Genomic DNA, 21,347 nt, shown 5'->3' with positions numbered 1-21,347 from the left:
CTCTTTATGGAGAGTGAGAAATTTCACGGTGTGACCCGTGAGGCTAATATCCGACGTAGAACAGAGGAAGGGAGAGGACCCTTGCCGAAAGGCCATCCATGGTAAAACGGGAGCACTCCGGCTCCCGTTAACACTTAATATTTGTAGTATTTATCAGAACGCTTCAGTCAGTATAGGACTGATATCATGGTGATTCAACAAGATATTGTTAGCGCGCTAATTAACTATCCTGTCAGGCGTGGGAAGATTCGGCCTGCGGGCGCTCATCCTGCTGGCCCGCAGGGAGATACTGCATCCGATAGCCAAGCGCAGCCAGCACGACGGTTGCGACCATTACGCTGGTGGTGGTGAGCAACGGGGTAGCAATCAGCCAGGAGACCAGCAGGCTGGCGAGGAAGCAGAGTCCCAGTTGCAGGGTGTTCTGCAGCGCCGCCGCGCTGCCGGTCGCCTGCGGGAAGGGACGGAGCGCCTGCGCCACGACGATAGGGTAGATGGCACCGTTCGCCACTGCCATCAGGCAGAAGGGGGCCAGCAGCGCCGCCAGGCTGACGCCCGGGATAAACCCGACCGCCCAGGTGCCGATCACGCTGACAGCAAACAGGCCCAGCAACCACGGCAGCATCTGGTGACCCTGCCATTTTTGCAGCGCGGCGCGGCAGCCATAACCCCCAATCAGGAAGGCGATGGTCTGCGGCACATAGCTCAGGCCAATCACCGCCGGGCTGTAGCCCATATCGTTAAGGATAAACGGCGAGCCGGTCAGCCAGGCGAAGAAGCTGGCGGAACAGGCGGCGTAGATCAGTACGTTACCGCGGTAGATCCGGGAGCGAAGCAGGGTAAAGAAGGTCACGCGGGAGGTTGGCTGCGCCTCTTTTACCGTCACTGGCTTCAGGAAAAAGGCCGGGAGCATCAGCACCAGGGTAATGGCAAACAGCACCGCAAAAATGGCCTGCCAGCTAAAATGGGCGAGGATCCAGCTGCCGAGCAACGGTGCCAGTGCCGGCGACAAGCCAACCAGCGGCATGATGGTGGCGAAAATGCGGTTGGTTCGCGATGCCGGGTAGTAATCGGTCACCAGCGCCTGCCATGTCACCGCCGCGGCGCAGACGCCCACCGCCTGGATGAAGCGTAGCACCAGCAGCCAGGTGGCGTCGCGTACCCACAGCATGCCGAGGCAGCCGAATGCAAAGATGGCTAAGCCAGCCAGCAGCACCGGCTTGCGTCCGAAGCGATCAGACATCGGTCCCCAGAGCAGCTGCGCGAAGGCAAAACCGGCCAGGAAGAGGCTCAGGCTGGCGCTGATGGCGGCAGCCGGGGTTTGCAGATCCGCCTGCATGATGGCGAACGCAGGCAGATACATATCGGTGGCGAGAAAGCCCAGCACGCTCAGGCCGCCGAGCCAGACTAAAAATCCTTTCCCGGGTTGCATTGTTTTATTGTCCTTATGGATGCAGGTTTAGGTAGCCGCTGAGTGTAGGCAGTGCAATCCCGCTTGTGAAACGCTAATATTTGGCGGTTGCATTCAAATTTTTTGCAGGCAGAAAATGTGGTCAGAATATTCCCTTGAAGTGGTGGATGCCGTTGCGCGTAACGGCAGCTTCAGCGGCGCAGCGCAGGAGCTACATCGCGTCCCGTCAGCCATCAGCTATACGGTGCGTCAGCTTGAGGAGTGGCTGGCGGTGCCGCTGTTTGAACGGCGTCACCGTGATGTGGAGCTGACGCCTGCCGGGCTGTGGTTTCTGAAGGAGGGGCGCTCTGTTATCAAAAAAATGCAGATCACCCGCGAACAGTGTCAGCAGATCGCCAACGGCTGGCGCGGGCATATCTCCATTGCGGTGGATAACATTGTTCGTCCCGAACGCACCCGTCAGATGATTGTCGACTTTTATCGCCACTTCGCTGACGTTGAGCTGCGCGTCTCCCAGGAGGTCTTTAACGGTGTCTGGGATGCGCTGGCGGACGGCAGGGTGGAGATGGCGATCGGCGCGACCCAGGCGATACCGGTGGGGGGACGCTACGCGTTTCGCGATATGGGGATGCTAAGCTGGGTCTGCGTGGTGGCCAGCCACCATCCGCTGGCCGCGCTTCCCGGCCCGCTCAGCGATGACACTCTACGCAACTGGCCGTCGCTGGTGCGGGAAGATACCTCCCGCTCGCTGCCGAAACGGATCACCTGGCTGCTGGATAACCAGCGGCGCATTGTCACCCCGGACTGGGAATCCTCTGCGACCTGTCTGTCGGCTGGTCTGTGCGTGGGGATGGTGCCGGTCCATTTTGCCCGGCCGTGGATAGACAGCGGCAAATGGGTGGAGCTGACGCTGGAAAACCCCTTCCCGGATGCGGCCTGCTGCCTCACCTGGCAACAAAACGACATGTCACCGGCGCTGGCGTGGCTGCTGGATTATCTGGGGGACAGTGAAACGATGAACAGGGAGTGGCTGCGGGAGCCAGAGGTACTGGCTCCCTGAGCGGATCAACGGCGATAGTCGCGGAACGGGCCATCGGCGACAGAGCGGCGTTCGATCAAACGCGGATGCACTTCAATAGACTGCGACTCTTCACGTTTGTTGACGATACGGTCGAGCAGCATGTTGAAGGCGGTCTCGCCCAGCGAATCTTTTGGCTGGTGGATGGTGGTCAGCGCCGGGGTGAAGAAACGGGCGTTGCGCACGTTATCATACCCGATCAGCGAAACGTCCTGCGGCACGCGCAGCCCCATCTCGTCAGCGGCACACAAGGCACCCATCGCCATCACATCCCCGCCGCAGAAAATAGCGGTCGGACGCGGCGTCTGGGAGAGGATCTGCTGCATGGCGCGATAGCCGGACTCCGGCTCAAAGTCGCCCTGGACGATCCAGTTTTCCGGCACCGTGATTAAGGCTTCTTCCATCGCTTTCATAAAACCGGCCAGACGACCGGCGCCGGTGTTGCGCTCCAGCGCGCCCGGGATGACGCCGATATCGCGATGACCGCGTTCGATCAGATAACGTCCGGCCATGTAGCCACCTTCAAAGGCGTTATCAATGACCGAGTCGGTGAAGTCGGCTTTCGCTTCGCCCCAGTCCATCACCACCATCGGGATGTTGCGATACTCTTCCAGCATCTTCAGCAGCGGCTCCGGGTATTCCGAGCACATCACCAGCAGGCCGTCGACGCGCTTTTGCGCCATCATCGACAGATAGGCCCGCTGCTTCTCCAGGCTGTTCCAGGCGTTGCCGAGGATCAGGGTGTAACCTTTCTGGAAGCAGTTTTTCTCTACCGCTTCAATAATTTCTGCGAAGTAGGGGGCTTCGCTGCTGGTCGCCAGCAGGCCGATCGATTTGGTGTGGTTCACCTTCAGACTACGGGCGACGGCGCTCGGAGAATAGTGCAGCTCTTTGATCGCTGCCCAGACGTTGTTACGCGTCTCTTCCGCCACAAAGCGGGTTTTGTTAATAACATGTGATACGGTTGTAGTGGAAACGTTTGCGCGTTTCGCTACGTCTTTAATTGTTGCCATCAGATGTCACTCCAGACCATATCTTAAGCTCCTGAAAAACCAATAGGTAAACGTTTGCCTTCACTCGCCCTAATTGCGCAATTTGAATTGCGGTACGCCGGGAAAACGACACAGGACGTCAGGAGGGGGTCAATGGCCGGTACGCTAATAAATTTAGCGTGGAATTTTGGCTGATCTTGACCAAAAGGGGAAGAGTAAAAATCGATATCATTCTAAATCCAGCAAGATTTTTACCCTGAACTGTGCAAAAATGAGCAAGCTCACTCTTCGTAGGGTGATTAAAAGGAGAAAAATTGATGAGTACCGATCTTAAGTTTTCGCTGATTACCACCGTTATTGTTCTGGGTCTGATCGTTGCCAGCGGTCTGACGGCTGCGCTGCACTGATATTTGCGAGGGAGTTAACGCTCCCTCGTCTCCTTACTCGCATTGTTACGCTTCTTGCAAAAATCTTTTGCCAAATTGTTAACTTCTCATTTTTTGTGATTGATGTCATGCTTTCGCCTTCATTGTTCTGTGTCGCCTGACGACACGGTATCCGGAGTTGAAGTATGAAAATCAATTTTCCGCTACTGGCCCTGGCCATTGGCGCATTTGGCATCGGCACCACCGAGTTTTCTCCAATGGGACTGCTACCGGTTATCGCCCGGGGTGTGGATGTCTCTATTCCCGCTGCGGGCATGTTAATCAGCGCCTACGCTATCGGCGTAATGGTAGGGGCGCCGCTGATGACCTTGCTGCTTTCCCATCGCGGCCGTCGTAATGCGCTGATCTTCCTGATGGCGATCTTTACCGTCGGTAACGTGCTGTCGGCGCTCTCCCCGGATTACACCACCCTGATGCTGTCGCGTATTTTGACCAGCCTCAATCACGGCGCCTTCTTTGGCCTCGGGTCGGTGGTCGCCGCAAGCGTGGTGCCGAAGCATAAACAGGCCAGCGCCGTAGCAACCATGTTTATGGGGCTCACCATCGCCAACATTGGCGGCGTACCTGCCGCAACGTGGATGGGCGAAGCTATCGGCTGGCGGATGTCCTTCCTGGCGACGGCGCTTCTGGGCGTGGTCTCGATGGTCGCGCTCTTCTTCTCCCTCCCTGCGGGCGGCGCGGGCGAAAAGCCGAAGGTGCGCAAGGAGCTGGCGGTGCTGATGCGCCCGCAGGTGCTTTCCGCCTTGCTGACCACGGTGCTGGGCGCCGGAGCGATGTTCACCCTCTACACCTACATTGCGCCCGTTCTGCATGACATTAACCAGGCGACGCCTGCTTTTGTTACCGCGATGCTGGTGCTGATTGGCGTCGGTTTCTCGCTCGGCAACTTCCTGGGCGGCAAGCTGGCGGACCGCTCCGTAAGCGGCACCCTGAAAGGCTTTTTACTGCTGCTGATCGCGATTATGGTGGCGATCCCGTGGCTGGCACGTAATGAAGTAGGGGCGGCGTTCGCGATGGTGGTATGGGGGATGGCGACCTTTGCGGTGGTACCGCCGCTGCAAATGCGCGTGATGCGCGTGGCAAGCGATGCGCCAGGGTTATCCTCTTCCGTCAATATCGGGGCGTTTAACCTGGGGAATGCGCTGGGTGCGGCGGCAGGTGGTGCGGTGATCTCCGGCGGGCTGGGTTACAGCTTTGTTCCGGTGATGGGGGCCATCATTGCCGCGCTGGGGCTTCTGCTGGTGCTAATGGCCGACAGAAAACAACCTGAACCGGTTTGCGCCGCCGAATAACACCAAAACGCAGAAGGCCCGGCCTTCTGCGTTTTTCGTTATGCCGCGAAGTTGTTCGCAACAAATTCCCAGTTTACCAGCGCCCAGAAGTGCTCGAGGTAGTTCGGGCGCGCATTACGGTAATCGATGTAGTAAGCGTGTTCCCATACATCCACCGTTAACAGCGGGGTAGCGTTGCTGGTCAACGGCGTGCCCGCATTGGACGTGGAAACGATGGCCAGTTTCCCGTCCGCCTCTTTCACCAGCCAGGTCCAGCCTGCGCCAAAGTTTTTCACCGCGGCGTCGGTAAACTTCGCTTTAAATTCCGCAAAGCTGCCAAAGGTGGCGGTGATGGCATCAGCCAGATCACCCGTCGGTTCGCCACCGGCCTGAGGCGCCAGGCAGTGCCAGTAGAAGGTGTGGTTCCACACCTGGGCGGAGTTATTGAAGATGCCGCCCTCAGAACTACGCACGATCTCTTCCAGGGTTTTCCCTTCAAATGGGGTGCCGGCGATCAGGTTATTCAGGTTGGTGACATAGGTCTGGTGGTGTTTGCCGTAGTGGTACTCCAGGGTTTCCGCAGAAATATGCGGGGCCAGGGCGTCTTTTGCATACGGTAATGCAGGTAATTCAAACGACATTGCTTCTCTCCTTATTATAGTGAACCATCCAATAACCATATTGAATGTAAGGATAGAGTAGCAAATTGAAAGACCCTACAAAAGAGGAACTTACCCCGCAGGCTTACCCGCGGGGCAGGGGGTTAACGCAGCGTGCTGGGCTTCATCACGCGGCGAGCGCCAACGTAATGGCGCTGCCAGTAGTCTTCGCTCAGGGAGGTGATCTGAATATCCTGGCCGGTACGCGGCGACTGAATAAATTTGCCGTTGCCAACGTAGACACCAACGTGATCGGCGGTGCCGAGACCCTGGGTGCGGAAGAACACCAGATCGCCGCTTTCGAGCTCACCGCGATCCACCGGGGAGGCGTCACGCAGATGGTACATTTCGTTGGCGGTGCGCGGGATGCGGAACTTCACCAGATCTTTATAAGCGTAATAGACCAGACCACTGCAGTCGAAACCGGTACGCGGTGAGCTGCCGCCCCAGCGATACGGTTTACCAATCTGGCCCATCAGCTTATTTAACGCCGTTTTCTGCGCTTTTTGCACCCGGACTTTATGCGCTTCGGCAAGGGTCGTGGTCTTGCTGGTTTTCACGCACTGCGCTTTACGTCCTTTACGGGATGTACATTTTTCTGTCACAACGCGGGAAGCGGTTTGAGTTGTACGGGGCGCGCTGCGGGAGGAATTTTTGCTTTTCTTACTGGAGGTGGCTGGCTGTGTTTTAGCGAGGCTGCTTTTTTTGCTGCTGCTCTTTTTACTGGCGGTGCTTTTTTTGCTGGTGCTCTCTTTTTTCGTGGTTTTGCCGGTGCTGCTTTTTTTCTTCGGTTCGGTGGCTTTCGCCAGATGCGTTTTGTGGGCGGCAGAAGGCCGCGCCTGCTCTGAGGCATTTGCCACCGGCGTGAAGGTGAGAGATGAAAACAGCAAAGCACAGAGCGTGATCGAGAATTTATTTATTCGCGCCACTGGGCATTCCCCTGGTAATAGCTGGATATAAATTATCCTGCGTCTGATTTACAAAACTTGTCGATTCTAATCTATAAAAAGCCTCTGCGTTAATAAACTTTTTGCATCTAAAACTGCGTTTCGTTAGCAAGTGCAAAAAATCGGAATTTCAACCGGTTGATTTGTACATTCGCTGAGCAAAGCCGCAGGGGAGAGCGGGATAAGGTAGTTTTACAATGCAACTTTACGCCACGCGCGGTAAAATCATATACGTGACGAAAATGTTATTTTCCGTAGTCGGCCTGAAACGCTACAATGTCAGACTATTGCCGTAACAGAAGTAAAAGGAAGCAAGACATGAGCACTACTATTGAAAAAATTCAGCAGCAGATTGCTGAAAACCCGATCCTGCTGTACATGAAAGGTTCTCCGAAACTGCCAAGCTGTGGTTTCTCCGCTCAGGCGGTGCAGGCGCTCTCTGCCTGTGGCGAACGTTTTGCTTACGTTGATATTCTGCAGAACCCGGATATCCGCGCTGAGCTGCCAAAATACGCTAACTGGCCGACCTTCCCGCAGCTGTGGGTTGACGGTGAACTGGTTGGCGGTTGCGACATCCTGATTGAGATGTATCAGCGCGGCGAACTGCAGCAGCTGATCAAAGAGACGGCTGCGAAGTACAAATCTGAAGAGCCAGGCGCCGAGTAATCTCGCGCACGGTAAATAAAAAAGCGACCTTCCGGTCGCTTTTTTTATGCGTTATTGCCAACATCTGGCAGCGGCCAGCCGCCGAGACGCTTCCAGCGGTTAACGATTTCGCAAAACAGTTCCGCCGTGCGTTCGGTATCGTACAGGGCGGAGTGCGCCTGTGTGCCGTCAAAATCGATACCGGCGGTAATACAGGCTTTCGACAGCACGGTTTGCCCCAGCGCCAGCCCGCTTAAGGCCGCGGTATCAAAGGTCACAAACGGGTGAAACGGATTACGTTTCAGCGACGCGCGCTCGGCGGCAGCCATCATAAAGCTGTGATCGAAGGTGGCATTGTGCGCCACCATGATTGCGCGATTACAGTTCTGCTCTTTCATGCCCTTGCGCACCATTTTAAAGATGGCATGCAGCGCGTCATATTCACTCACTGCCCCACGCAGCGGGTTATGCGGATCAATGCCATTAAATGCCAGCGCCTCAGGCTGCAGGTTCGCCCCTTCAAAAGGTTCAACATGAAAATGCAGCGTGGAATCCGGCAGCAAATTGCCCTGTTCATCCATCTTCAACGTGATGGCGGCAATTTCCAACAGCGCATCGGTTTTGGCGTTAAATCCAGCGGTTTCGACATCAATCACGACAGGATAAAAACCACGAAAACGGTCGCACAGACCGGTAAGTTGAGCGTTATCGGACATCTGGATCTCTTACAAGGGGAAAAAAGCAGTGCGTATTATGGCAAATTTTGAGGCGAGATGCAGTAAAACAACGGGCGCATGGCGCGCCCGTCAGGATCAGTTGCCCAGACCGCGACCGGCGTCTTTGGCTTCGATCAGTTCGATTTTATAACCGTCCGGATCTTCAACGAAGGCGATCACGGTGGTGCCGCCCTTAACCGGACCCGCTTCACGGGTCACGTTGCCGCCATTGCTGCGGATACGCTCGCAGGCTTCTGCCGCGTTATCCACTTCCAGGGCGATATGGCCGTAGGCTGTGCCCAGCTCATAGCTATCCACACCCCAGTTATAGGTGAGTTCGATAACCGCTTCGTCGCTCTCCGGGCCGTAACCGACAAAGGCCAGGGAGTATTTGTATTCCGGGTTTTCGCTGGTGCGCAGCAGGGTCATGCCCAGCACGTTGGTGTAGAAATCGATGGAACGTTGCAGATCGCCAACGCGCAGCATGGTGTGAAGTAGGCGCATATTATCCTCTTAGCTTTTATCATCTTGAACAGAAACGATGTTTTAGTATAGCGGCGAAGTGTCGCCGCTATCAATGCGAGGGCTTATAAAGAGGGGTAATCGGTGTAACCTTCCGCGCCGCCGCCGTAGAAGCTCTCCGGACGCTGCGGGTTCAGCTCGGCTTTGCGCTGCAGACGAGCCACCAGGTCCGGGTTGGCGATATAGGCGCGGCCAAAGGCCACGGCATCGATCAGCCCTTTGTTAATCAGATCTTCGGCTTTCTCCGGTGTATAAGCCCCGGCACCGATGATCACGCCCGGGAAACGGTCGCGCACTTTCTGACGGAAGGCATCGGTGTATGGCTCGCCGCCGGCCCAGTCTGGCTCGGACATGTGCAGATAAGCGATGCCGCGTTTTGCCAGCTCTTCGATCAGATACAGCGCGTCGGCTTCTTCGTTCGGGCCGTTATCCACGTTCTGGAAAGAACCGATTGGCGAGATGCGAATACCAATGCGATCCGCACTCCACTCTGCAGAAACCGCATTAATCACCTCAAGCACCAGACGGGCGCGATTCTCAACGCTGCCGCCATACTGGTCAGTACGCTGGTTAGAGGAAGGCGACAGGAACTGGTGCAGCAGATAGCCGTGGGCCCCGTGCAGTTCAACCAGATCGAAACCGGCTTCGCGAGCATTGGCGACGGCCTGGCGGAAATCGTTCACGATCCCCGGGATCTCGTCCAGCTCCAGCGCACGTGGCGTGGTGGTGTCAACGCGGATGGCGTTGCCATTCTCATCGCGCAGTGAGGTGCGGGTACCCGCATTGATCGCAGAGGCAGACACCGGTGCCTGACCGCCAGGCTGGATGCTGCTGTGGGAGATACGGCCAGTGTGCCACAGCTGAACCGCGATGCGGCCATCTTCAGCATGCACGCCGTCGGTAATTTTCTTCCACGCCGCGATCTGCTCCGGGCTGTGCAGGCCAGGGGCGCCGGCATAACCTTTCGCCTGAGCAGAAGTTTGCGTGGCTTCAGAGATGATCAGTCCTGCGCTCACGCGCTGGCGATAGTATTCGCCCATCAGCGGCGTTGGGATATCGCCCGGCTCAATGCTGCGCAGGCGGGTGAGGGGCGCCATAAACACACGGTTTGGTGCTTCGATCGCGCCCACCTTAAGCGGGGTAAACAATTTTTCAGCTGACATAAAGGCTCCTGAGTAGACCGGTCGTCTAGTAATTTGCGAAATAAAAACGCCTGTTAACTGCCAGGCGTAGCAATAATGGTTTTGACATGATCCAGGGCGCTTTCAAGCGGCAGCGCGCTGCGGGACATTTTGGCCTGCAGATTGGCCCCCAGCCACAGGGAGTAGAGCACCTGCGCCTGGGTGAGCGGTTCCCCGACGAAGGCCAGGGATTTCTCCTCGCGACCCTTCGCCAGCGCCTGCGCCAGCAGGGTGATGACACCCGTGGCCCCTTTATCCATTGCCGTGCGCATATCTTCCGAGAGATCGCACACTTCAGCAGAAAGTTTTACCGTCAGACAGCCGCTGATAATGCCCTGGGCACAAAACTGGGCCAGCGTCTCCTGATAATAAGCCAGAACACGATCGCGATAATTGCCCTGACCGCTGGCGAAATGGCTGGCCAGACGCTGATGGTAATCCGCGTAATGCCGCTCCAGCAACGCCACGCCAAACGCCTCTTTTGAGCGGAAGTAGTGATAAAACGACCCCTTCGGCACATCGGCGGTTTTCAGCAGCTCGCTCAGACCCATCCCGGTGAACCCGCGGTGCATGCAAAGACGCTCGCCGGTCGCAAGGAGATGTTCGCGTGTATCGTGTTCAGTGTGCTTATTCATGTCGACAATGTAATAGACCAATCGGTCTATTGCAAGCCTTACGTTCGACGACAGGCAGTAAGCAGATCCATCTGCGGCTGATAGACGGAGGTGCGAATGTTCATCATCCCCAGCACCGTGGAGAAGAGATTATCCTGCGACACCGCCTCTTTTGCGGCGTGGTTACGCAGGCACTGCGCATCCACGCCAAAGTTCTTTTTATAGTCCTGCGAGAGCCAGAACATAAACGGAATGTGCGTCTGCTGCGAAGGCGCCAGCATGTACGGCGTACCGTGCAGGTAAAGACCGTTTTCCCCCAGCGATTCTCCGTGATCGGAGAGATAAACCAGCGCCGTGTTCATCGTCGCCTGACGCGCCTTCAGGGCGTCGATAGTTTTACTTACCACGCTGTCGGTATACAGGATGGTATTGTCGTAGGTGTTCATCAGCGCCTGGTGATCGCAGTCCTGGATCTGGTTAGTGTCACAGGTCGGCGTAAATTTGCGGTACTGCGCCGGATAGCGCTGATAATAGGCCGGGCCGTGGCTGCCCATCAGGTGGATAACCAGTACCGTATCCTGTTTAAGCCCATCCAGGGTCTCATCCAGACGATAGAGGTTAACGTCATCAATACAGGATTTATCCTTACAGAACTGATCCAGCTTCCACTGTGTCATGTCGCTATGCGGGATGCGATTACAGGCCCCTTTACAGCCGCCATCGTTATCCCGCCACAGCAGGTTTACCCCGGCGTGGGCCAGCACATCCAGCAACCCTTCCTGATGATGGGCCAGATCGGCATCATATTTTTTGCGCGGCATTCCTGAGAACATGCACGGCACGGAGACGGCAGTTTCAGTGCCGCAGGAGGAGGCCTGCGGGAAGTTGATCATCTCCTGCTTTTCCAGCTCAGGGTTAGTGTCACGTCCGTAACCGTTGAGGGAGTAGTTTTCAGCCCGGGACGCCTCGCCAATCACCACCACCAGCACGGTTTTTTTCTGCTGCGCCAGCAGCACCGGGCCTTTACGCGCGTCTTCCCCGAGGCGGATGAGAGTCTGGTCGCCCGCAAACCAGCGCGCCTTGCTGTACTTAACAATGGCGCTGACGTAATTCGCTGGCGTCACCATTTTGACGATGCCTTTGTTATTGCGAAACAGCGAGGCGTAGTCCTTGTAAAAGAGCGCGGCCACCAGAAGGATCACCACCAGGCTGGCGAGGATGGCCGCCACGCGCATTAACAGCGTCTGCCACCATTTACCCGGACGAATACGAATCAGCGCCAGCACGGCGGCTGGCACCAGCCCGGCTATCGCCAGCCACAGCATCAGCTGCGGGGTGATGAGCGCCGTGGCCTCCTGAGAGTTGGTCTCGAAGACGTTAACCATCATATTCTGGTCAATCACCGCGCCGTAGGTAAACATGAACCAGGTCGCCGCCGCGCATCCCAGGGTGAGCAACACCAGCAGCGGTTTACGGATAAGGGGAATATTCAGAATGCTGAAGACGATGACCCATCCGCAGAAGAGTACCAGCGGCACGGTAAGGGCAAAGGCAAAATCATGCAGCCGGGCGGGGGCGATGACCTGCCAGCTACGGTGAATAAAGAGGGCGTTTAACAGGGTAAACAGGAGCGCGCAGCCCAGCGTAAATCGCGTGTCGTTACACTGTAACTTTTTTAACATCTGCATCATCGTCAACCAGCAAGAATAGTGATGAGGCGAGTATAGGGAGCGAAGATTAGTGAAACCTTAATGCCACAATTCTGTGGTTGACCTCTTGCGTAACCCCGGCTTAAGGTCTTCACTTTACTGAATCTTGGGTTTCGGGAGGTGCGTGTGGCTGAACAACTGGAGTTCTTTCCTGTCCAGAGCCCGTGCCGCGGTATTTGCCAGTCGGATGAGCGAGGGTTTTGTCGCGGCTGTATGCGCAGCCGGGAAGAGCGTTTTAACTGGCAATCAATGAGCGATGCCCAGAAACAGGAGATCCTGCGCCTGTGCCGTCAGCGTCTTTTGCGCAAATTGCGCGCAAACAAGCCCCCTGAAGCTGAAGAACCTCAGCAGCCCTCACTTTTTTAGCGTCACAAACGCGTATACTCTCCCCAGACTTTTTTTAAAGGAAATTGCTATGGTTCAGCGTATTACCCTTGCCCCGCAGGGCCCGGAGTTTTCTCGTTTTGTGATGGGCTACTGGCGTCTGATGGACTGGAACATGTCCGCCCAAGAGCTGGCCGGTTTTATTGAAGAGCATCTGGATCTGGGGATCACCACTGTCGATCACGCCGATATTTATGGCGGCTATCAGTGTGAAGCGGCCTTCGGCGAGGCGATGAAGCTCTCTCCCGCGCTGCGTGAGCGTATGGAGATCGTTACCAAATGCGGTATCGCCACCACGGCGAAAGCGGAGCATGCCCTCGGCCACTACATTACCGACCGCGACCACATTATTCGTAGTGCAGAACAGTCCCTCACGAATCTGGCGACCGATCGCCTTGACCTGCTGCTGATTCACCGTCCCGATCCGCTGATGGATGCCGATGAGGTTGCCGAAGCCTTCCTCGCCCTGCACCAGAGCGGCAAGGTGCGCCATTTTGGCGTCTCTAACTTTACGCCAGCCCAGTTTGCCCTGCTGCAGTCGCGTCTGCCGTTCACCCTGGCGACTAACCAGGTTGAAATTTCACCGGTTTATCAGCCGCTGCTGCTGGATGGTACCCTCGATCAGCTCCAGCAATTGCGTATTCGCCCGATGGCCTGGTCCTGCCTCGGCGGTGGGCGCCTGTTTAATGATGATGCTTTCCAGCCGCTGCGCGATGAGCTGGCGAAGGTAGCCCAGGAGCTGAATGCCGAAACCATCGAGCAGGTGGTCTATGCGTGGATTTTACGTCTGCCATCCCAGCCGCTGCCGATCATCGGTTCCGGCAAAATTGAGCGTGTACGTTCGGCGCTGGCAGCAGAGCAGCTGAACATGACCCGCCAGCAGTGGTTCCGCATCCGCAAAGCTGCGCTGGGTTACGACGTGCCGTAATTCTCTATTTGTCTGACTTTCCGGTTAAAACGTTGCCCCTGGTATAAACTTAAGGGGCAAAAAATAACCAAGGAGGTCATATGAAGCGATTTACTCTGGCAGCGTTGACGCTGGTGGTTTGTGCAGGTGCGCAGGCTGCCAGCGAAGAAGTAAAGATGAACCTCGTCACCTCTCAGGGGATCGGCCAGTCCATCGGGACAGTCACCATCACTGAAACCGATAAAGGCCTTGAGTTTTCCCCGGATCTTAAAGCCCTTCCTCCGGGCGAACACGGTTATCACGTCCACGCCAAAGGTTCCTGCGAACCGGCCATGAAAGATGGCAAACCGTCCGCCGCTGAGGCCGCGGGTGGACACCTCGATCCCCATAACACCGGCAAACATGAAGGGCCGGAGGGGATGGGCCACTTAGGCGATCTGCCAGCGCTGGTGGTCAATAATGACGGTAAAGCGACCGACCCGGTCGTTGCCCCGCGCCTCAAAAAGCTGGATGAGGTGAAAGGCAAAGCGCTGATGATTCATGTCGGCGGGGATAATATGTCGGATCACCCTAAACCTCTGGGCGGTGGCGGGGAGCGTTACGCCTGCGGGGTGATCTGATCGCTCAGGGTGCCCGGTGCGGGTGCCTGTTCCAGCTGGGATAGCGAACAGTGCAGCCGCCAGATCAGGGCCGCAAGCTCCTGTCCGGCGGGCTGCGGATGATGCGACAGAGTGTCACAGATACGCTGAAGCTCATCCAGCGTGGCGGTCAGGGGACGCTGCTGTACGCCGCGTTCGCTCATGATGTCACGCAGTAGTGAGACGGCGACGTCGCGCACCCGGGCCAGCGGATCCGAGCGCGTCTCCCAGTCCCGTAACTGCCAGACCACATGGCTGCAGTTCAGCAGCACCACTCCCCAACGCAGCAGCCAGCGTCGCGCCAGCGCATCCTGACTGTTATTGAGCTGGTTAACATGGTGATAGACCAGCGATTCATAGCCATTCTCGCTGAGCCGCGGCCTGCGGCTCAGCTGATCGACAAATCCGCGCCGCAATTCGCGAATGTGACGACGGCTCTTACGCGCATCGGAGCCCGGACGCAGCACCGCAAAGGCCAGCCACGTCAGCCCCACACCAAGAATTTTTGCCAGGTTGTCATTGAGAAAATCGGCAAAGTCATACACCGGCGGGTTGGTCACCGAAATAAATGAACCCATAAAGACAATAAGCTGGCCCCACAGACCGGCGAGGGCGGGCATCTGCTGCTTCAGCAGCTGCATGGTGGTCAGCAGCGGGAAGAGAAACAGCAGGAACAGCCAGAGGTCCGAGATCTGCACCATCAGGCCAAACTTGACCACAAAGCTGAAGAGCGAGAGCAGGATCAGGGTGCGCAGCAGCAGGGTGAGCGAGTTAAAGGGCGAAGCCGCCACCGAATAGAGCACGCTGCTGATCGCGGCCAGGGTCAGGGCCGCTCCCCCGGCTTCCCACTGGGCGGTAATGGTCCAGGCGCCCACCAGACTGAGAGCGCAGAAGGTGCGAAACCCGCTCCACAGCGCTTCCAGATTATCGGTATGCCGGGCCAGCGCCGGGCTGCGGGGAACGATAAACTCTGTTATTGGCGTCGCGGTTTCAACGGCTTTTATCCAGCGGCTGCTCTGTAGATAAAGCCGGCAGAAATAGCGTAGCCGCTGCCAGAAAGCACGATGGCGGTAATCCGCGTCGTTGCCTGGCCTCAGCGGAGCAAGGATCCGCGCCACGGTATAAAAATCGGCGTCAGGCCGGGCAAGGGCGGCGAGCAGCTGGTCAATGACCTCCCGGGTCTGGGCAGGCGGATTGGGCCAGTTCAGCAGCATGCGGCGAAGACTGGAGATGGCGCTGGTCATCCGAAGCTGCTGGTGGAGGAGATAATTGAGCAGGGCATTCTGGCGGCGAAAACGGTAGTGGCTCCAGAAAGCCTGAATGCGCAGCAGGTTCATGGTCAGGATCTGGGCGATAACCTTTTCGTGGGCCAGGCGAATGGCATCGTTACTGTCGGGCTGCCACAGCAGGCTGGCGTGCTCCAGCAGCCGGGTGTGCATGGTTTTCAGCGCGGTAATAAGGGCTTTGCCGTCGGAGGTGCTGGGCAGGATCATCATCATCACCCCGCCGCTAAGGATGCCAATAATGACCTCGCAGACGCGGGCCTGGGCGATATCCCACAGCTGGGTGGTGTCGAGAATATCAATGACCGGAAAGGCGATGATTGCCGCGGTGTATCCTGCCAGCTGGAAGGCATAGGCGACGTTATTGGTGAAATGGGCGCAGGCCCAGGTGCAAAGCGCCAGCCAGGCCGCCATGCTGAACAGAAATAGCCACGGGTCGTTAAGCGTATGACCGGCAATAATCAGCGCTGCGGTGGCGCCGAGCAGGCTGCCCGCCACGCGGCCAAGGCTTTTACTGATCACACCGCCAACGGTCGGGAAGCTGACCACCGCCGCCGAGGTCATCGCCCAGTAGGGTTCGTCGAGGTTAAGACAGTAGGCGACGGTGAGGGCCAGGCACATCGCTATCCCGTTGCGCAGGGCATAGCGCCACTGCGCCGGAGTTGCTTTTATCCACGGCAGGTTGCGCCAGGAGAAAGCGGGCAGGTTCACCGGGCGGTTCCCACAGAGACGGTGCAGGTCGTGCCGGAGACCAGCGTCAGGTCAGACGGCAGCTTGTCAAAACTGATGCGCACCGGGATGCGCTGCGCCAGCCGCACCCAGGGAATATTGGGTTTCACGTCGGGCACCAGTCCTGAATCGGTCTCCACGCTCTGATCGTAGATAGCCCGACCAATACTCGATACGTGACCCTGTAACTGTTGCGAACTGCTGTAGAGTACGATCTGCGCCGGTGCGCCTTCGCGGATATGCCGGAGCTTGGTCTCTTCAAAATAGCCCACCACGTAAAAGGAGTGGCTGTCGACCAGCGCAAATACCGGCTGGCCGGTGGTGGCGTAATCGCCTACCCGGGTAGAGAGATTGGTGACCCAGCCGTCTACCGGCGCTTTAACCACCGTCTGAATCAATTGCCACTGCGCCTGTTTTAGCGTGGCTTCAGCCACCGCTACGTTGGCCTGCATCGCCTTGACGTTGATATTGGCGGTATCCAGATCTTCAGCAGAAATATAGTTTCGCGACAGATGGCGACGTCGGTTTGCTTCATTGTTCGCTTTCGCCAGATCGGACTGGGCTTTAGCCAGCTGCGCCTCGGCGTTGAGCACCGCAATATGGAAAGGGGTTTCATCAATTCTGAAGAGCACCTCTCCCGCATGGACAAACTGGTTATCCTTAACGTGCAGGGTGGTAATGGTGCCGGAGACCTGGGGCGTCACGCTGACCTGTTCGGCGCGCACCTTTCCATCCCGGGTCCAGGGGGACTGCATATAATAATTCCATAGCCACCATCCGGCGATGATCGCCACGGCCAGAACCAGTAATGATGAAAAATATTTGATTGTTTTCATAAGCATAGTCACCACACAATGAGCAGAACCAGTCCCAGGCAAACTGCAAGGACGAACAGCGAAAGATCCATCAGCATGGGGTGCCAGATTTCACCGGAATAGATCCAGTCGCGCAGCAAGCGGTGGGTGACAAGCCAGAGAATAAAACCCAGCATCACCGCTTTGAACAGAGGGGGAAAGTAAACCGAGGCACCTACTATCAGATCCTGAAGCGGTAACCCCGAGGCGTTAAGCGTGAACGTCACGTGCCGGTTCCTTTGCAAATGGGGAGTGGCCAAAAAGCGCGGCCGCATAACGCGCTGAGGCGTCACAACAAAGTGTAAATCAGACTCTCATCAAGGATGTATGCAGTATTGCATTTGTTTTGGCAATATAAATGCTGCACACTATCCTAAAATCAGTATAATAACTTAGCAAGCTAATTATAAGGAGATGAAATTGGAATCGCCACTAGGTTCTGATCTGGCAAGGTTAGTACGCATCTGGCGTGCTCTGATTGACCATCGCCTGAAACCTCTGGAATTGACACAGACGCATTGGGTCACGCTGCATAACATCCATCAGCTGCCACCCGACCAGTCACAGATCCAACTGGCAAAAGCGATTGGCATCGAGCAGCCATCACTGGTACGTACGCTCGATCAACTGGAAGAGAAGGGGCTGATCTCACGCCAGACCTGCGCCAGCGATCGTCGTGCCAAGCGGATTAAACTCACAGAGAAAGCCACCCCCATCATCAAAGAGATGGAGGCGGTGATCAGTAAAACGCGCGGTGAAATCCTCTCCGGGATCACGCCCGCCGAACTGGAACTGCTGATCTCGCTGGTAGCCCGGCTTGAGCACAATATCAATGAGCTACAGTCCCGCGACTAACCTTCAAAAAAGCCTTGCGAACGCAAGGCTTTTTCTTTACTGGAACACGACCACCCGGTTACGCCCGCTCTCCTTCGCCTCGTACATCGCCTTATCTGCATGTTCGACGCACTCTTCAGCGCTGATTTTCCCTGTGGCGGTAAACACGCCCATACTTATGGTGATGGGCTCGGGAAGTTGTCCGTCGGAGCTGGCTTTATCGAAGCTGCTCAGTTTTAAGCGTATCCGCTCCGCAACCTGGCGCGCCGCTTCAGGGGGAGTATGGGTTAACAGCAGGACAAACTCTTCTCCTCCGATGCGCGCTGCAACGTCCTGTGGCCGGACGGAATCTTTCAGCAGCTGAGCGACAAACTGCAACACTTTATCCCCCTGCAGATGCCCGTAGCAGTCGTTGATACGCTTAAAACGATCGAGATCGCTGACGATAACCGAGACCGGCTCCGTCGATTTTACCGTACGAAGGGCGTGGTTCAGGGCATCATAAAAATAGCTGCGGTTGTAGAGCCGTGTCAGCGGATCGCGAATGGAATTCTGGTAAGACTGTTGATACTTCAGATGCGATTCACGATAAAGATTAAATACGTCGTACAGCAGGACAAACATAATCAGCAGCGTGGCGACAGCCTCAAATAACCGTGCGCGATACCACGAGATATCTTCTGCCTGTCCGCCCAAAAACAACATGGCTAGCGTGGCGATATAACAGAGGCATAAGAAATTACCGCCAATCCAGAACAGATTGCGTACCCGCGTGGTACGCAGCAGCGCGGCTAATGCAATAACCCAGAGCGTGATGAGCGTAATGTTAATGGGCCGTTTCCACAGCAACAGATATTGCCGGGTTTCGTTGTCGACCAAATGTAATGATAATAACGCAACGTTGCTGGAGTAGAGCCAGGCCAGTATCAATATCAGAGCCGTAAATATAAACATGCCTGTAATGACAGAAAGATGGAAAATCCGTGACAGCGGCCGGTTACGGATTGCATACAGCACAGCCGCAACGATAAACAGTACGCCCATCAACAGATGACGGAACGTAAAGTAAATCATGGCGTCGTTATAGTTAATGACACTGTACCGATAGATATCCAGCCACGCCGGGAAGCTGGAGAGCGTGCCCACCATCAACAGAGCGGAGCCGATAAAGGCGAATGCAAAGCACATCAGATATAAACGCATTCTGTCGCACCAGTATTTCATTACCATAAAACAGGCAATAAACAGGTGAAATACCAACAAAAATATGGTGAGCATGGGAAAAAGAAGCGGTGAAAATGATGCAGTCTTTTCAACCACGCCAAAAAAGAGAGAGTGTAAAATCCCGATGACAATAAAGCAGCCCAAAAAGAACTGCACATACTTGTTCTTAATATAATGATTTATCGCAAGCATATATTTTTTAAATAAAGAGGAAAAAGGATTTGCGAATGGTCTCATATGCACAGATGGAATACTTTGCGCAGGAACAAGCAGTATGAAAATTAAATATAAGCGGCGTGAATGTATCTGGTGAATATATTTGTGGGGGTGATACTTAATGGAATAGGGCGTGGTGAGATGACCACGCCCATAAGGTTATTAACGAGGGGAGACGGTGACCTGGCTGCCGTTGCTGGCCAGTACCACACGTTGACCAGCAGCAAACCGGGTGTTGCCCTGTTTCTGGACCACCATAATGGTGCTGCCGTCATCCTTGCGGATCTCTAACTCAACGCCCTGGGATTTGTTCATCGCACCCTGGACGCCCTGACCCGCAACACCACCGGCTACGGCACCCGCCGCGGTTGCCAGGGAGCGGCCAGTGCCGCCACCCACGGTGTTACCGAGGAAGCCACCCAGTACCGCACCGCCAAGTGCGCCGATCACGTTGTTCTCATCACCACCCTGAATCTGTACCGGGCGCGCGTTCACGATGGTGCCGTAAGTGACATTCTGAACCTGTTTCGCCTCAGAGGCACTGTAAACATCCCCGGAAAGGGAGTTGTCATTAACACAGCCAGCCAGAGTGAATCCAACCAGCGAAACGGCCAGTACACGTAAAATCATTTGAATCTCCTGTTCACCAAAAACGCTCGTTGAGCATCCGTTATGGCTAAATTATATGGCATCGGGTGCCATAAATCCTATATTTGCTCAAACACAATTAGAATGGTACTCGATTCTCACTCAACCATAGCTATACAAGCGACGATGTCACCCTGCAGGCGATACGGATTATTCCTGGAATGACGCCCAGCAACAGCTATTGTTAAAAAGTATGAGTCCGCCGTAGCATTGATAATCGGTTTATGGTGGAGTGAGTTATCAGCCCAAACGGATTAAGGAAAACGGATGAAATCGGGTCGCTACATTGGCGTAATGTCAGGAACCAGTCTGGATGGTGTGGATGTCGTCCTGGCGGCAATAGACGAGAATATGGTTGCCCAGCAGGCAAGCCTTAGCTGGCCTATTCCCCAGGAGACAAAACAGGCGATCCTGAATATCTGTCAGGGCCAACAGCTGACGCTGTCGCAGCTGGGACAGCTTGATACGCAGCTCGGACGCCTGTTCGGCGATGCGGTGCTGGCGCTGATGAAGCAGGAGAATCTGCGTCCGCAGGATGTGGTGGCGATCGGCTGTCACGGGCAAACCGTCTGGCATGAGCCTGGCGGCGACGCGCCGCATACCTTGCAGATAGGCGATAACAACCAGATCGTCGCCAAAACCGGCGTGACTGTTGTGGGGGATTTCCGCCGCCGCGACATGGCCCTCGGCGGGCAGGGCGCCCCGCTGGTTCCCGCGTTCCACCATGCCCTGCTGGCGCATCCGACGGAGCGCCGCATGGTGCTCAATATCGGCGGCATCGCCAATCTTTCTTTATTGATCCCAGGCCAGCCGGTACGCGGGTTCGACACCGGGCCGGGAAATATGCTGATGGACGCCTGGATCTGGCGTCAGGCGGGTAAAGCCTACGATAAAGACGCTCAGTGGGCCTGCAGCGGTAAAGTCATTATCCCGCTGCTGCAAAGCATGCTCTGCGATCCCTATTTTGCCGCACCGGCGCCGAAAAGCACCGGACGCGAATACTTCAACTACGGCTGGCTTGAGCGTCAGCTGGCGAACTTCCCGGGCCTGGCGCCTGAGGATGTACAGGCCACGCTGGCAGAGCTTACTGCCGTTTCAGTGTCGGAACAGGTGCTGTTGAGCGGGGGCTGCGAGCGGTTGCTGGTGTGCGGCGGTGGCAGCCGTAACCCACTGGTGATGACCCGTCTCGCCGGTCTGTTGCCGGGCACGGAGGTGACCACCACCGACAAGGCCGGGATCAGCGGCGATGACATGGAGGCGCTGGCCTTTGCCTGGCTGGCGTGGCGCACGGTGGCAGGCCTGCCGGGGAACTTACCCTCGGTAACCGGGGCGCGCGAAGCGAGCGTGTTAGGTGCTGTTTTTCCAGCGAATCCGCGGCAAAATCAGAGTTAACCGAATTTCACTTAAGCCTGGTGTGGGTGAGAATAGCCGAAAAAACGGGA

General features: G+C 56.2%; 23 protein-coding genes. 9 read left to right on the top strand and 14 right to left on the bottom strand.

What is annotated here, in order from left to right:
- Nucleotides 1-232: 232 nt before the first annotated feature.
- Nucleotides 233-1,429, bottom strand: coding sequence for a purine nucleoside transporter PunC (gene punC, locus DVA44_RS13725; protein WP_114387272.1), 1,197 nt, complete (start codon nt 1,427-1,429; stop codon nt 233-235).
- 115 nt (nt 1,430-1,544) lie between these two features.
- Here punC and punR point away from each other — a divergent pair, with 115 nt between their 5' ends.
- Nucleotides 1,545-2,468 carry a DNA-binding transcriptional activator PunR gene (gene punR / locus DVA44_RS13720; protein ID WP_103179355.1) on the top strand — a complete coding sequence of 308 codons (924 nt, stop codon included), beginning with the start codon at nt 1,545-1,547 and terminating at the stop codon, nt 2,466-2,468.
- Nucleotides 2,469-2,473: 5 nt separating this feature from the next.
- On the opposite strand, the gene purR is transcribed toward punR, so the two are convergent.
- Entirely contained in the window at nt 2,474-3,499 is a 1,026-nt protein-coding gene (gene purR / locus DVA44_RS13715) for an HTH-type transcriptional repressor PurR (protein ID WP_103179356.1), read from the bottom strand.
- Between the two features lie 296 nt (nt 3,500-3,795).
- On the opposite strand from purR, the gene DVA44_RS13705 reads away from it, so the two are divergent.
- Together DVA44_RS13705 and DVA44_RS13700 are read left to right on the top strand one after the other, a co-directional pair.
- Nucleotides 3,796-3,885, top strand: a complete 90-nt coding sequence (locus DVA44_RS13705; protein ID WP_103179357.1) for a YnhF family membrane protein — start codon at nt 3,796-3,798, stop codon at nt 3,883-3,885.
- A 164-nt stretch (nt 3,886-4,049) separates the two neighbouring features.
- Nucleotides 4,050-5,216: an MFS transporter gene (locus tag DVA44_RS13700; protein WP_114387271.1), complete on the top strand. Its 1,167-nt coding sequence runs from the start codon at nt 4,050-4,052 to the stop codon at nt 5,214-5,216.
- A gap of 38 nt (nt 5,217-5,254) precedes the next feature.
- On the opposite strand, the gene sodB is transcribed toward DVA44_RS13700, so the two are convergent.
- Together sodB and DVA44_RS13690 are read right to left on the bottom strand one after the other, a co-directional pair.
- Nucleotides 5,255-5,836 carry a superoxide dismutase [Fe] gene (sodB, locus tag DVA44_RS13695; RefSeq protein ID WP_114387270.1) on the bottom strand — a complete coding sequence of 194 codons (582 nt, stop codon included), beginning with the start codon at nt 5,834-5,836 and terminating at the stop codon, nt 5,255-5,257.
- A gap of 122 nt (nt 5,837-5,958) precedes the next feature.
- Nucleotides 5,959-6,783 carry a C40 family peptidase gene (locus DVA44_RS13690; protein WP_114387269.1) on the bottom strand — a complete coding sequence of 275 codons (825 nt, stop codon included), beginning with the start codon at nt 6,781-6,783 and terminating at the stop codon, nt 5,959-5,961.
- 336 nt (nt 6,784-7,119) lie between these two features.
- Here DVA44_RS13690 and grxD point away from each other — a divergent pair, with 336 nt between their 5' ends.
- Nucleotides 7,120-7,467, top strand: a complete 348-nt coding sequence (gene grxD, locus DVA44_RS13685; protein ID WP_032617810.1) for a monothiol glutaredoxin 4 — start codon at nt 7,120-7,122, stop codon at nt 7,465-7,467.
- Between the two features lie 44 nt (nt 7,468-7,511).
- Here grxD and rnt read toward each other — a convergent pair whose 3' ends face one another.
- From rnt to eptA, 5 genes are all read right to left on the bottom strand, one after another.
- Complete coding sequence (gene rnt / locus DVA44_RS13680; RefSeq protein WP_114315182.1) at nt 7,512-8,162, bottom strand: ribonuclease T; 651 nt, start codon at nt 8,160-8,162, stop codon at nt 7,512-7,514.
- 96 nt (nt 8,163-8,258) lie between these two features.
- Nucleotides 8,259-8,666, bottom strand: coding sequence for a lactoylglutathione lyase (gloA, locus tag DVA44_RS13675; protein WP_103823907.1), 408 nt, complete (start codon nt 8,664-8,666; stop codon nt 8,259-8,261).
- An 83-nt stretch (nt 8,667-8,749) separates the two neighbouring features.
- Nucleotides 8,750-9,847 (bottom strand): alkene reductase, encoded by a 1,098-nt coding sequence (locus DVA44_RS13670; RefSeq protein ID WP_114387268.1) that lies wholly within the window; start codon nt 9,845-9,847, stop codon nt 8,750-8,752.
- 53 nt (nt 9,848-9,900) lie between these two features.
- Entirely contained in the window at nt 9,901-10,500 is a 600-nt protein-coding gene (locus DVA44_RS13665) for a TetR/AcrR family transcriptional regulator (protein WP_103179364.1), read from the bottom strand.
- Between the two features lie 38 nt (nt 10,501-10,538).
- Nucleotides 10,539-12,167: a phosphoethanolamine transferase EptA gene (gene eptA, locus DVA44_RS13660; RefSeq protein WP_114387267.1), complete on the bottom strand. Its 1,629-nt coding sequence runs from the start codon at nt 12,165-12,167 to the stop codon at nt 10,539-10,541.
- A gap of 147 nt (nt 12,168-12,314) precedes the next feature.
- Between eptA and DVA44_RS13655 the strand changes: the two genes are divergently transcribed.
- The 3 genes from DVA44_RS13655 (at nt 12,315) to sodC (ending at nt 14,099) form a co-directional block, all read left to right on the top strand.
- Nucleotides 12,315-12,554: a DUF1289 domain-containing protein gene (locus tag DVA44_RS13655; RefSeq protein WP_103179366.1), complete on the top strand. Its 240-nt coding sequence runs from the start codon at nt 12,315-12,317 to the stop codon at nt 12,552-12,554.
- A gap of 49 nt (nt 12,555-12,603) precedes the next feature.
- Nucleotides 12,604-13,500, top strand: a complete 897-nt coding sequence (locus DVA44_RS13650) for an aldo/keto reductase family oxidoreductase (RefSeq protein ID WP_114387266.1) — start codon at nt 12,604-12,606, stop codon at nt 13,498-13,500.
- Between the two features lie 80 nt (nt 13,501-13,580).
- Nucleotides 13,581-14,099 (top strand): superoxide dismutase [Cu-Zn] SodC, encoded by a 519-nt coding sequence (gene sodC / locus DVA44_RS13645; protein ID WP_103179368.1) that lies wholly within the window; start codon nt 13,581-13,583, stop codon nt 14,097-14,099.
- Here the strand turns inward: sodC and DVA44_RS13640 are convergent.
- The 3 genes from DVA44_RS13640 to DVA44_RS13630 are packed head-to-tail and all read right to left on the bottom strand — an operon-like array spanning nt 14,078 to nt 17,210.
- Nucleotides 14,078-16,111 carry an FUSC family protein gene (locus DVA44_RS13640; RefSeq protein WP_114387265.1) on the bottom strand — a complete coding sequence of 678 codons (2,034 nt, stop codon included), beginning with the start codon at nt 16,109-16,111 and terminating at the stop codon, nt 14,078-14,080. The two genes, sodC and DVA44_RS13640, sit on opposite strands and share 22 nt — an antisense overlap.
- Nucleotides 16,108-16,971, bottom strand: coding sequence for an HlyD family secretion protein (locus tag DVA44_RS13635; protein WP_114387264.1), 864 nt, complete (start codon nt 16,969-16,971; stop codon nt 16,108-16,110). Before DVA44_RS13635 ends, DVA44_RS13640 begins: the two co-directional genes overlap by 4 nt.
- A 2-nt stretch (nt 16,972-16,973) precedes the next feature.
- On the bottom strand, nt 16,974-17,210 hold the full coding sequence (locus DVA44_RS13630) for a DUF1656 domain-containing protein (protein ID WP_103823914.1): 237 nt from the start codon (nt 17,208-17,210) through the stop codon (nt 16,974-16,976).
- Between the two features lie 187 nt (nt 17,211-17,397).
- Here DVA44_RS13630 and slyA point away from each other — a divergent pair, with 187 nt between their 5' ends.
- The gene (slyA, locus tag DVA44_RS13625) at nt 17,398-17,838 is read left to right on the top strand and encodes a transcriptional regulator SlyA (RefSeq protein ID WP_114387263.1); all 441 of its coding nucleotides are present in this window, start codon (nt 17,398-17,400) and stop codon (nt 17,836-17,838) included.
- A gap of 36 nt (nt 17,839-17,874) precedes the next feature.
- Here slyA and DVA44_RS13620 read toward each other — a convergent pair whose 3' ends face one another.
- Nucleotides 17,875-19,233, bottom strand: a complete 1,359-nt coding sequence (locus tag DVA44_RS13620; protein WP_114388426.1) for a GGDEF domain-containing protein — start codon at nt 19,231-19,233, stop codon at nt 17,875-17,877.
- A 186-nt stretch (nt 19,234-19,419) separates the two neighbouring features.
- Nucleotides 19,420-19,887, bottom strand: coding sequence for an outer membrane lipoprotein SlyB (slyB, locus tag DVA44_RS13615; RefSeq protein ID WP_103179374.1), 468 nt, complete (start codon nt 19,885-19,887; stop codon nt 19,420-19,422).
- A 285-nt stretch (nt 19,888-20,172) separates the two neighbouring features.
- Here slyB and anmK point away from each other — a divergent pair, with 285 nt between their 5' ends.
- Nucleotides 20,173-21,297 (top strand): anhydro-N-acetylmuramic acid kinase, encoded by a 1,125-nt coding sequence (gene anmK / locus DVA44_RS13610; protein WP_114387262.1) that lies wholly within the window; start codon nt 20,173-20,175, stop codon nt 21,295-21,297.
- The last annotated feature ends 50 nt before the right edge of the window (nt 21,298-21,347 follow it).

The sequence above is a fragment of the Leclercia sp. W17 genome (genome assembly GCF_003336325.1).
Classification (GTDB): domain Bacteria; phylum Pseudomonadota; class Gammaproteobacteria; order Enterobacterales; family Enterobacteriaceae; genus Enterobacter.
This window is presented reverse-complemented; position numbering and strand designations above follow the sequence as displayed.

Bases quoted from the DNA above. Each gene is read 5' to 3' on its own strand.
- punC (WP_114387272.1), bottom strand. From the start codon at position 1,429: ATGCAACCCGGGAAAGGATTTTTAGTCTGGCTCGGCGGCCTGAGCGTG.
- punR (WP_103179355.1), top strand. From the start codon at position 1,545: ATGTGGTCAGAATATTCCCTTGAAGTGGTGGATGCCGTTGCGCGTAAC.
- purR (WP_103179356.1), bottom strand. From the start codon at position 3,499: ATGGCAACAATTAAAGACGTAGCGAAACGCGCAAACGTTTCCACTACA.
- DVA44_RS13705 (WP_103179357.1), top strand. From the start codon at position 3,796: ATGAGTACCGATCTTAAGTTTTCGCTGATTACCACCGTTATTGTTCTG.
- DVA44_RS13700 (WP_114387271.1), top strand. From the start codon at position 4,050: ATGAAAATCAATTTTCCGCTACTGGCCCTGGCCATTGGCGCATTTGGC.
- sodB (WP_114387270.1), bottom strand. From the start codon at position 5,836: ATGTCGTTTGAATTACCTGCATTACCGTATGCAAAAGACGCCCTGGCC.
- grxD (WP_032617810.1), top strand. From the start codon at position 7,120: ATGAGCACTACTATTGAAAAAATTCAGCAGCAGATTGCTGAAAACCCG.
- rnt (WP_114315182.1), bottom strand. From the start codon at position 8,162: ATGTCCGATAACGCTCAACTTACCGGTCTGTGCGACCGTTTTCGTGGT.
- gloA (WP_103823907.1), bottom strand. From the start codon at position 8,666: ATGCGCCTACTTCACACCATGCTGCGCGTTGGCGATCTGCAACGTTCC.
- DVA44_RS13670 (WP_114387268.1), bottom strand. From the start codon at position 9,847: ATGTCAGCTGAAAAATTGTTTACCCCGCTTAAGGTGGGCGCGATCGAA.
- DVA44_RS13665 (WP_103179364.1), bottom strand. From the start codon at position 10,500: ATGAATAAGCACACTGAACACGATACACGCGAACATCTCCTTGCGACC.
- eptA (WP_114387267.1), bottom strand. From the start codon at position 12,167: ATGCAGATGTTAAAAAAGTTACAGTGTAACGACACGCGATTTACGCTG.
- DVA44_RS13650 (WP_114387266.1), top strand. From the start codon at position 12,604: ATGGTTCAGCGTATTACCCTTGCCCCGCAGGGCCCGGAGTTTTCTCGT.
- sodC (WP_103179368.1), top strand. From the start codon at position 13,581: ATGAAGCGATTTACTCTGGCAGCGTTGACGCTGGTGGTTTGTGCAGGT.
- DVA44_RS13635 (WP_114387264.1), bottom strand. From the start codon at position 16,971: ATGCTTATGAAAACAATCAAATATTTTTCATCATTACTGGTTCTGGCC.
- slyA (WP_114387263.1), top strand. From the start codon at position 17,398: ATGAAATTGGAATCGCCACTAGGTTCTGATCTGGCAAGGTTAGTACGC.
- DVA44_RS13620 (WP_114388426.1), bottom strand. From the start codon at position 19,233: ATGCTTGCGATAAATCATTATATTAAGAACAAGTATGTGCAGTTCTTT.
- slyB (WP_103179374.1), bottom strand. From the start codon at position 19,887: ATGATTTTACGTGTACTGGCCGTTTCGCTGGTTGGATTCACTCTGGCT.
- anmK (WP_114387262.1), top strand. From the start codon at position 20,173: ATGAAATCGGGTCGCTACATTGGCGTAATGTCAGGAACCAGTCTGGAT.